Genomic DNA, 10238 nt, shown 5'->3' on the forward strand with positions numbered 1-10238 from the left:
TTTCTCTGTTGGTCGATTCTTCCTAAAACACCAATATTCATGATGAAAATGATTGAATTATGTAATAAAATCATATAAGATAAGCGTGTTGAGTGTAATTTTATATTCTATGATGTATAGAATTTAACAAAACTGTGAAGAAATGAAGACTAATAAGAGTCCATCCCTTTTGGGAGGAGGTGAAAGGCATGAATAAAACAGAACTTATCAACGCAGTAGCTGAAGCTAGTGAATTATCTAAAAAAGACGCAACAAAAGCAGTTGATGCTGTTTTCGATACAATTTTAGATGCACTAAAAGACGGTGATAAAGTACAACTTATCGGTTTTGGTAACTTCGAGGTTCGTGAGCGTGCTGCTCGTAAAGGACGTAATCCTCAAACTGGTGAAGAAATCGAAATCGCTGCAAGCAAGGTGCCTGCTTTCAAACCAGGTAAAGCGCTTAAAGACGCAGTTGCAGGAAAATAAGTTAAGTTTGTCATGTAATGTCTAAGTTACATACAATCGTTAAGCCCCTTATCTAAGGGGCTTTTCATATTAAAATGAGAAAAAACATAAAATTAAGCTTAAGGTATAGGGAAAATCAAGCTAGTGAAGCTTGTTAGCATGTATTGATTAATTCTTGATTTGCCTCGACTACTAATTATAGACTGCATTTTTGCTTTTAGCTGTGAACATATGCTAGAATCTGTATTAAAAGCACTTTCAGGAGGAAAGTAATGGGACAGGTTGACTTAAAAAAGATTGAGCATGCAGTAACACTAATTTTAGAAGCAATAGGTGAGGACCCTTCCCGTGAAGGTTTATTAGACACACCTAAGCGTGTAGCAAAAATGTATGAGGAAGTTTTTAGCGGTCTTAATGAAGATCCTGCTGAGCATTTTAAAACAATCTTTGGTGAGAAGCATGAGGAATTAGTTTTAGTAAAGGATATATCTTTCTTTTCGATGTGTGAACATCATTTAGTTCCCTTTTTTGGTCAAGCGCATGTTGCCTATATTCCAAAGGGAGGAAAGGTTACAGGACTTAGTAAACTCGCTCGTGCGGTAGAAGCTGTTGCAAAAAGACCACAGCTACAAGAAAGAATAACTTCGTCTATAGCAGATAGTATTGTTCATTCACTTGAGCCTTATGGCGTAATGGTTGTGGTTGAGGCTGAACATATGTGTATGACAATGAGAGGTGTAAAAAAGCCGGGAGCTAAAACAGTTACTTCTGCTGTTAGAGGAGTATTTCTAAAAGATGAAGCTGCAAGAGCAGAGGTTTTATCATTGATTAAACGTTAGATATTGACTTAAGCAGTAAAAGCAATTTTTAATATGAATGAATCATTACATAATGTTAATATAGATAAGATATAAATAAAACATAAAAAATCAGGGCGGTGCAAGAATGAATCCAAAAAATGACTATGTTGTCATAAAAGCAATTGAAGACGGTGTAAATGTAATTGGGCTTACTAGAGGTTCTGATACAAGATTTCACCATTCTGAAAAATTAGATAAAGGCGAAGTTATGATAGCTCAATTCACAGAGCATACGTCTGCAATTAAAGTTAGAGGAAAAGCACTTATTCAAACAGCAATTGGCGAGTTAGAAAGTGAGGCAAAAAAATAAGCAGGTCATCCTGCTTAATTTTGCATTTATTTATGTTTGCCTATCGGTATTTTAAGGTGGCTTATGTTATAGGAGCTGGAGCCGTACAAGACTCGATATGCTCTTATTTTTTTGTCATTCTTCATGCATCATTGACACTAAAATAGGAAAACTTATATCAACCCATAAAATGATTTTAAACGATCTAATGGTCATCTATATGTTATAATGAATTTGTTTAATTTTAATCATCATACGTTTTTTGAATATGGAAGTTAGCGAAAAGTATCCTTTCATTGCTACCATCCGATCATGATTATATACCTATTGGTTCATCATGTGTTATTCATAGAGAGAGAATGTTAAATTGGGGACAAGGGTGATATATTTGCAGGACATCTATGTAAAATTATCGGAAATCAAATTAATGATCCAAAAAAAGATTCGTCATTCCTTAGTGGAGAAGTATATACCTTCACCAACGATTGATGAGGATAAACTGTTGCTTTTATATGCAATTTTTGATGAGATAGATCTTTCTATTAGTAAAAAAGAAAGCTATATCGTGACAGTCATGCTTGTTCAAATTGCCCTAGACACACATGACAAAGTGACGAATCATCGTGATGCGGAATCAACCGAATTTATTCAGAGACAAATAACAGCTTTAGCAGGTGATTACTATAGTGGGTTATATTATTTGTTGCTATCTGAATTAAAGGACATCAAAATGATTCGAACGTTAGCAGAAGCAATTAAGGAGATTAATGAACATAAAATTAAACTCTATCATGATAAAGTGTTAACTCAGCAAGCAAAAATGGAAAGTGAGCTTATTGTTGAAACTACTTTGTTTCAAAAGGTTACCGAACATTATAATCTCGACTTTTGGAGCTTGTTTTCAAAGAAGTTTCTAACATATAAAAAGCTATCTCATGAAAAATTTCATAATGAAGACGGGCAAAGCAATCTAGGCATGATTATTAATAAAGAACCATTCCCAATTAGCTCCTTTAAAAAAGCATATGAATCATTTTATGAAGAAACGGCATCTTTGCTTGATGTTTGTTTATTTAAGACACCTTCGATAAAAGATATATTGTTTAAACGACTACAAAATATTCGTTTTGATGGAACATTACATTATAATAAGACAGTGGAAGAAGGTTTGTCATAATGCAACAATCGAAAGAAGAAAGAGTCCATAGTGTTTTTGAGAAAATATATCAAAACTATGACCAAATGAATTCCGTTATTAGTTTCCAAAGACATAAAGCCTGGAGAAAAGAAACGATGAAAAGAATGCAAGTGAAACCAGGTCAAAAGGCTTTAGATGTCTGCTGTGGTACCGCTGATTGGAGTATCGCACTAGCTAATGAAGTGGGGAAAAATGGAGAAGTATTTGGTTTGGATTTTAGTGAGAATATGTTAAAGGTCGGCAAACAAAAGGTTGAAAATTTAGGTTTAGCAAATGTGACATTGCTACACGGTAATGCAATGGAGCTTCCTTTTGAGGACAATTCATTTGATTTTGTTACTATAGGGTTTGGATTAAGGAATGTTCCAGATTATATGCAAGTATTGAAGGAAATGAATCGTGTACTAAAGCCAGGCGGTAAGGCTGTATGCTTGGAAACCTCACAACCTACTGCACCTGTTTTCAAGCAATTTTTTGCAATATATTTCCGGTATATAATGCCGTTATTTGGAAAAGTATTCGCTAAAAGCTACAAAGAGTATTCATGGCTACAAGAATCTGCACGAAATTTTCCTGGGATGAAAGAGCTAGCAAAAATGTTTGAAATAGCAGGATTTGAACATGTTCAAATAAAATCATTTACAGGTGGAGTTGCAGCAATGCATTTAGGAATAAAGCCGAAAGAAAATGTACAATAAATAGTTAATGCTTAATTAGGTAGATATAGGAAATACAATGTGAAAGATAATGCATTATACATATCAAGATGATATATGTGATGGGGAGAAACACAGTTTAGTTTGGCTATTTGTAACGGATGGTAAAACAGGATCGACCAATAAGATGTATTAAGGTGAAAAGTATGAAATTTAAATCATTGTATTCATTTCTGAATACTGATCTTTCAATTATTGAACGTGAACTTGAAAAAACAGCCGCTTCAGAACATCCACTTATTAAAGAAGCGAATATGGAGTTGTTACAAGCTGGGGGAAAAAGGATTAGACCTGTTTTTGTACTTCTATCATCAATGTTTGGACAATATGATATCAATGTTGTGAAACATGTGGCAGTTGCTCTAGAAACGATTCATATGGCGTCACTTGTGCATGACGATGTAATTGACGATGCTGAATTACGGAGAGGTAAGCCAACAGTTAAAGCTAAATGGGATAATCGAGTTGCAATGTATACAGGTGATTATCTACTAGCTAGATCATTAGAAGTTATGACAAATATAGAAAATCCACTTGCACATCAAATACTTTCAAAAACAATTGTTGAGGTTTGTCTAGGAGAATTGGAACAGATAAAAGATAAATATTGTTTTGAACAATCACTACGAACCTATTTAAAACGGATTAAACGCAAGACCGCTCTATTAATTGCAGTTAGCTGTCAGTTAGGAGCTATCTCAACAGGAGCATCTGAAGAAATACATAGAAAGCTTTATTGGTTTGGTTATTTTGTAGGAATGTCATTTCAAATAACAGATGATATATTAGATTTTACATCAACAGAAGAGGCGCTTGGAAAGCCTGTTGGAAGTGATCTTTTACAAGGGAATATTACACTTCCTGTATTATTTGCTCTTCAAGATCCAACTATGAAGTCGGAAATTGAAAGAATATCAAATAAAACAACTCCTGAAGAAATAAAGCCAATTTTACATAAAATCCTTTCGTCAGATGTTATTGAGAGAGCAGAGAAGGTAAGCGATCTATACCTTCATAAAGCTCTTGCTATCCTAGAGTCATTGCCAAAAAACCGAGCAAAATCAACTCTATTAAGTATTGCAAAATATATCGGAAAACGGAAAACATAATTAGCAACTATTGAAGAACATCATAATGAATTTGCATAACACCTTCCATACATGGTATTATTTTCTTGAAAACCTTAAGCCTATACATAATATATGGAGTGGAGATTGGATGATGGATAAAACATTTTTAATGGTAAAGCCAGATGGGGTCCAAAGGCAAATTATTGGTGATGTTGTTAATCGCTTTGAAAGAAAGGGTTTACAATTAGTAGCGGCTAAACTAATGATGGTTTCAGTTGAGCTCGCCGAAAAGCATTATGGAGAACATAAAGGAAAACCTTTTTATGAGGATTTACTAAAGTTTATTACGTCAGGACCAGTTTTTGCGATGGTATGGCAAGGTGAAAATGTCGTTGAGATTACACGTAAGCTAATAGGAAAAACGAATCCAATGGACGCTGAACCGGGCACTATACGTGGAGATTATTGCTTATATGTTAGCAAAAATATAATTCATGGATCAGATTCACCCGAAAGTGCTAAAAGAGAAATAGCATTATTTTTTCAAGAAAATGAAATTGTTGAATATGAAAAGTTAATAGATAATTGGATATATAAAAGCTAGCCTCGCTAGCTTTTTTTATTTTTGTTAAATCAAATTGCTACATAAGTTTTTATAAAAAATTGCGCAAATTTTTAGATAGATAAGATATTTCTGAAAAAATATAAGTTGATGATTTCGCTATAACGAGGTGAAAGAAATGCTCTCAGACAAAATAAAGTTAACAGCAAAAGAAATTTTAGAAAGAGAATTTAAAACAGGTGTTCGCGGATATAAGCAAGAAGAAGTAGATAAGTTTCTAGATTTAATTATTAAAGACTATGAAACATTCCATCAAGAAATAGAGGATTTACAACAGGAAAATCTTCGTTTAAAGAAACAACTAGACGAAACATATAAGAAGCAACCAACAGCGCAAACGAATACAACAAATTTCGATATTTTGAAACGATTATCAAATTTAGAGAAACATGTATTTGGCAGTAAACTATACGATTGATAAATTGTTTTACCTAATTTTACCACTTGTATTATTTATATTGATTAGGTATACTTAATTCTGTTGTTTTATTAATAACGTTCAGGTAATCGCTGCAGTCTTTAGATTGTAGAGGAAAGTCCATGCTCGCACGGTGCTGAGATGCCCGTAGTGTTCGTGCCTAGCGAATTCATAAGCTAGGGCAGTTCGTGTTTGAACTGACGGCAGGGAAAAAGCCTAAGTCCTTTGTGGATATGGCTTGACTACCTTGAAAGTGCCACAGTGACGTAGTCTTACAAGAAATTGTAAGAGTGGAACGAGGTAAACCCCACGAGCGAGAAACCCAAATAATGGTAGGGGCACCTTCTTGGAGAAAATGAACGAAGAGAAGGACAGAAACTTGTTTCTGTAGATAGATGATTACCACCTGAGTACGAGGCTTTGCCGATTGTAGTACGATGGAACAAAACATGGCTTATCGAACGTTATTAAATCAGAATAAATAAGCAAATACTATGAGGGGCTGAAAACTTCAGCCTCTTTTTACTTATACATAAAATGTTGTTGGAATGTGTGAAGATAATTGAAAAAGGTATGGTGAATAATGAAAAAGCTATCATTAATTGCGACATCTGCGATGGGGTTAGAGGCAATTGTCGGTAAGGAAGTTAAGGATTTGGGATATGAATGTAAAATTGAAAATGGAAAAGTAACCTTTGAGGCTGATGAATTAGCGGTGTGTCGTGCAAATTTATGGCTAAGAACTGCAGATAGAATCAAAATTAAAATTGGTGAATTTAAAGCAAAAACGTTTGATGAGTTATTTGAGAAGACAAAAGCGTTAAACTGGGGAGATTTCCTCCCAGAAAACGCCGAATTCCCTGTAATCGGAAAATCTGTAAAGTCGACTTTAGCGAGTGTACCTGATTGTCAAGCGATCGTTAAAAAAGCAGTTGTAGAAAAGCTAAAAACACATTACAAAAAAACAGGCTGGTTTAGCGAAGATGGTCCACTTTATCGTATTGAAGTTGCTTTGTTAAAGGATATTGCAACTATTACTCTTGATGCTAGTGGTTCAGGTCTGCATAAGCGCGGTTTCAGAATCAATCAAGGTGGCGCACCGATTAAAGAAACGTTGGCAGCTGCACTTGTATTACTTACGAGATGGACACCTGATAGACCTTTTGTCGATCCGTTTTGTGGCTCAGGCACAATTCCGATTGAGGCTGCATTAATTGGTCAGAATATCGCACCTGGGTTTAATAGAGAATTTACTTCTGAGAAATGGGATTGGATTGGAAAAGATAAATGGGATTTAGCAAGACAAGAAGTTGAGGATAAAGCTAAATATGATCAGCCTTTAGATATTCAAGGGTCTGATATCGATCATCGAATGGTTCAAATAGCCGAAGCAAATGCAGAGGAAGCAGGGCTGCGAGAGCTAATTACTTTTAAACAAATGCAGGTAAGAGATTTTACAACTACTAAGGAATATGGTGTAATTGTCGGTAATCCTCCATATGGAGAGCGTCTAGGTGAAAAGAATGCTGTTGAACAAATGTATAAGGAAATGGGACAAGCATTTGCACCATTAGATACATGGAGTATATATATGCTTACATCAAATGAAAATTTTGAACAATTTTATGGGAAACCTGCTACAAAGAAACGAAAATTATTTAATGGATTCATTAGAACAGACTATTATCAATACTGGTCATCGAAAAGACCTCCACGAAATCAGTAAGTTGATATCAAACGGATTGTTATTTCTATTTGTTGATTATTATCTGGTGCTGATATAATAAATCAATAAGGGGGTGAACGTATGTCATCTATAATAGAGCAGCTTGGCCCAAAGTATTTTTCATTAGATGCTGCACGAGTTGATGCCAGTCCAACAGAAGTTATCATTACGAATGATGAAGGAAATACATATTATATTGTTACACCAGATATTTTAACTGAGGAATTATTACAATTAGGATACAAAAAAGTTGCTGACGAAGAGTAAATTACTCTTCGTCTTTTTTTCATTGGAATAAGATTTGGAGTGGGACAGCCTATAATAAAGTTTAAAAACCAACTTTTTTAGTGTAATGAAAGATACATTATCCTTTCTTTGATGTTAATTTGAATAAACACTTTAAATTATGAAAAACTATAAAGGTGACCTTTTGTGATTTTTTTTCGAACTTTTGAATATAATTACCAATATGAGGAATTTTTTGTAGTTTGTAAAATTTATAACAAAGGAGGTAAATCGTATTGTTCGAAGACCAGCAATTTCAACTTATATCAAAAGCTATTAATTCGACACAAAAATCTCTTGAAGAACAAATTGGACTTGAATCGCCTGCTGTTCTTCAATTAAACCAAGCAAAAGAAGAATTAAAAAGAGCTTTAGCACATGCTTCATCAATTGATCATCAAATTATTATTGATACACTATTTGATAACTAATAAATGGACTTATAGAGTAGCCTAGGGCAACTCTTTTTTTATATGTACAATATTAACCGAGAAATCTTACAAACCTTTTTATTGGAGATTATCAACAATAGCCTCAAAAATTGACTTTTTTTATCGTTTATATGATAATTAATTTTTATCTTCATTTATTATCTATGTAAAATAATAGAAGGACTAATAAGTATATGGACGAATTATATTAATTAATTGGAAATATTGGAGGAACGATATATGGTAACGTCTCGTTTACCTTTTGCAATATCAAAAGAAGAGAGTTTTTATCAAGCATTAAACAATTGGATAGGTGATGTATTTTACGATATTCTCCCTGAAAAAGGTTTTGAGTTAAGAGATGAACAAATTTTTATGGCCTTTCAATTGGAAAGAGCCTATCAAGAAAAAAAGGTAATGTTTGCTGAAGCTGGGGTTGGTACAGGAAAAACAATTGTTTATTTACTTTATGCTTTAGCTTATGCAAGATATACAGGGAAGCCTGCAATTATTGCTTGTGCGGATGAGACATTAATTGAACAGCTAGTTAAGCAGGAAGGGGACATTGCTAAACTTTCACGTACATTAGATATTGATATGGATGTAAGGTTAAGTAAATCACATAGTCAATACTTATGTCTAAATAAACTTGATGATGTGCTCCAAAAAACAGGGGAAGATAAATATTTAGATGTTTATCAATCATTACCATCATTTGTTCATGAAAATGGCGGAATGCAGCAATTTACCCCATATGGTGATCGGAAACAATTTAGTGATTTATCAGATGACGAATGGGATAAAATTGGCTGGGATCCCTTTCAAGATTGTTTTACATGCTCAAAGCGACATCGTTGTGGATTAACACTATCTCGTGATCATTATCGTAAGGCAACAGACATCATTGTCTGTTCACATGATTATTTTATGGAACATGTTTGGACATATGATTCTAGAAAACGAGAAGGTCAAATGCCACTGCTACCTGAATATAGTTCAGTCGTTTTTGATGAAGGACATTTATTAGAATTTGCTGCTCAAAAAGCATTAACATATCGAGTGAAGCAAAGCTCTCTCCAATTATTTTTAGAACGATTATTGCAAAATGAAATACGTGAGGAGCTTGCCTATTTAGTTGAAGACGGTCTAGCGATTAACGATGTGTTTTTCGATGAATTGAAACAATATACAACAATTGTAGAAGGCTCAAATCGCTTAAAAATTAAGCAACATCCGGATTTACTTGCTTCTGCTATAAAACTGCAAAAAAAATTGTCAGAGATAAGTGAAGCTTTAGTTTTTGAAGGTGAATTATTTACTATAAATGAATATGAATTAAAAATTGTTGAAGAATACATTGATCAAATGGAGTATTCATTATCATTATTCAATAAAAAGAATACTGCAGTAAGCTGGGTTGAAGAAAAGGATAATGATTATAGTCTCGTAATCATGCCAAGAAAGGTTGAAGAAGTATTAAAGGAAAAAGTTTTTTCAATGAATAAACCGTTTATTTTCTCTTCTGCAACGCTATCAGAAGGAAAGTCGTTTGACTATATTGCAAATAGTTTAGGGATAAGTGATTACTTGTCACTTTCTGTAGATTCGCCATTTGATTATGAAGAGCAAATGAAGATTCAGCTTATTACGGAAGAAGATCGTATAAAGAAATTTTCAAAAGTCATAGATGAGCTTCATAAATCAGAAGGACGTGCCTTAATTTTATTTTCTACAGTAAATGAGCTGAAATGGTTTAAAGAACAAGTGAAGTCGGAGAATGTCAGTTATCCGATTCTTTTTGAAGGAGACAAGGAGATTAGTTCGCTTGTAAAAGAATTTCAGCAGCAAACAGAAACTGTCCTATGTGCGGTTCATTTATGGGAAGGGCTTGATATACCTGGTCCATCTTTGTCTAATGTTATTATATGGTCACTTCCTTATCCGCCAGATGATCCTGTATTTGAAGCAAAGAAAGCAGGAAAACAAGATCCATATCATGAGGTAGAGTTACCTTATATGGTGTTAAGATTAAGACAAGGGATTGGTAGATTAATCAGAACGAGTGAGGATAAAGGTACGATTACTATTTTCTTAACAGAAAAGGATCAAGATATTATAGAACAGATAGAAGCAGTTTTACCTGTAGAATCTATAAAAGGATAGTTTTATAACTATCC

12 protein-coding genes and 1 other RNA gene are annotated in these 10238 nt (G+C 33.8%); all 13 read left to right on the forward strand.

The annotated features are described in order from the left end of the window. Positions 1-188 precede the first annotated feature (188 nt). The gene (gene hbs, locus HU235_RS04675; protein WP_034332307.1) at positions 189-467 is read left to right on the forward strand and encodes a non-specific DNA-binding protein Hbs; all 279 of its coding nucleotides are present in this window, start codon (positions 189-191) and stop codon (positions 465-467) included. A gap of 251 nt (positions 468-718) precedes the next feature. Beyond that, a complete protein-coding gene (gene folE, locus HU235_RS04680) occupies positions 719-1285 on the forward strand; it encodes a GTP cyclohydrolase I FolE (RefSeq protein WP_095301123.1) in 567 nt (188 codons plus the stop codon). Positions 1286-1391: 106 nt separating this feature from the next. Further along, entirely contained in the window at positions 1392-1616 is a 225-nt protein-coding gene (gene mtrB / locus HU235_RS04685) for a trp RNA-binding attenuation protein MtrB (RefSeq protein WP_095301124.1), read from the forward strand. Between the two features lie 367 nt (positions 1617-1983). Beyond that, complete coding sequence (locus tag HU235_RS04690) at positions 1984-2772, forward strand: heptaprenyl diphosphate synthase component 1 (RefSeq protein ID WP_095301125.1); 789 nt, start codon at positions 1984-1986, stop codon at positions 2770-2772. Further along, positions 2772-3491, forward strand: coding sequence for a demethylmenaquinone methyltransferase (locus HU235_RS04695; RefSeq protein ID WP_095301126.1), 720 nt, complete (start codon positions 2772-2774; stop codon positions 3489-3491). The genes HU235_RS04690 and HU235_RS04695 overlap by 1 nt, the downstream gene beginning before the upstream one ends. 164 nt (positions 3492-3655) lie before the next feature. Further along, positions 3656-4618: a heptaprenyl diphosphate synthase component II gene (hepT, locus tag HU235_RS04700; protein WP_095301127.1), complete on the forward strand. Its 963-nt coding sequence runs from the start codon at positions 3656-3658 to the stop codon at positions 4616-4618. 112 nt (positions 4619-4730) lie between these two features. Next, complete coding sequence (gene ndk / locus HU235_RS04705) at positions 4731-5183, forward strand: nucleoside-diphosphate kinase (RefSeq protein WP_095301128.1); 453 nt, start codon at positions 4731-4733, stop codon at positions 5181-5183. Positions 5184-5319: 136 nt separating this feature from the next. Continuing rightward, positions 5320-5619 carry a cell division regulator GpsB gene (gpsB, locus tag HU235_RS04710; protein ID WP_095302176.1) on the forward strand — a complete coding sequence of 100 codons (300 nt, stop codon included), beginning with the start codon at positions 5320-5322 and terminating at the stop codon, positions 5617-5619. Between the two features lie 77 nt (positions 5620-5696). Next, an RNA gene (rnpB, locus tag HU235_RS04715) (RNase P RNA component class B) lies at positions 5697-6081 on the forward strand. A gap of 121 nt (positions 6082-6202) precedes the next feature. Next, positions 6203-7345: a THUMP domain-containing class I SAM-dependent RNA methyltransferase gene (locus HU235_RS04720; protein ID WP_095302175.1), complete on the forward strand. Its 1143-nt coding sequence runs from the start codon at positions 6203-6205 to the stop codon at positions 7343-7345. Positions 7346-7426: 81 nt separating this feature from the next. After that, positions 7427-7612, forward strand: coding sequence for a hypothetical protein (locus HU235_RS04725; RefSeq protein WP_095302174.1), 186 nt, complete (start codon positions 7427-7429; stop codon positions 7610-7612). Positions 7613-7866: 254 nt separating this feature from the next. Then, the gene (locus tag HU235_RS04730; RefSeq protein ID WP_095302173.1) at positions 7867-8061 is read left to right on the forward strand and encodes a hypothetical protein; all 195 of its coding nucleotides are present in this window, start codon (positions 7867-7869) and stop codon (positions 8059-8061) included. 240 nt (positions 8062-8301) lie between these two features. After that, positions 8302-10224, forward strand: coding sequence for an ATP-dependent DNA helicase (locus HU235_RS04735; protein ID WP_174879472.1), 1923 nt, complete (start codon positions 8302-8304; stop codon positions 10222-10224). Positions 10225-10238: the final 14 nt, after the last annotated feature.

Source organism: Metabacillus niabensis (assembly GCF_902829255.1).
Classification (GTDB): domain Bacteria; phylum Bacillota; class Bacilli; order Bacillales; family Bacillaceae; genus Metabacillus; species Metabacillus niabensis.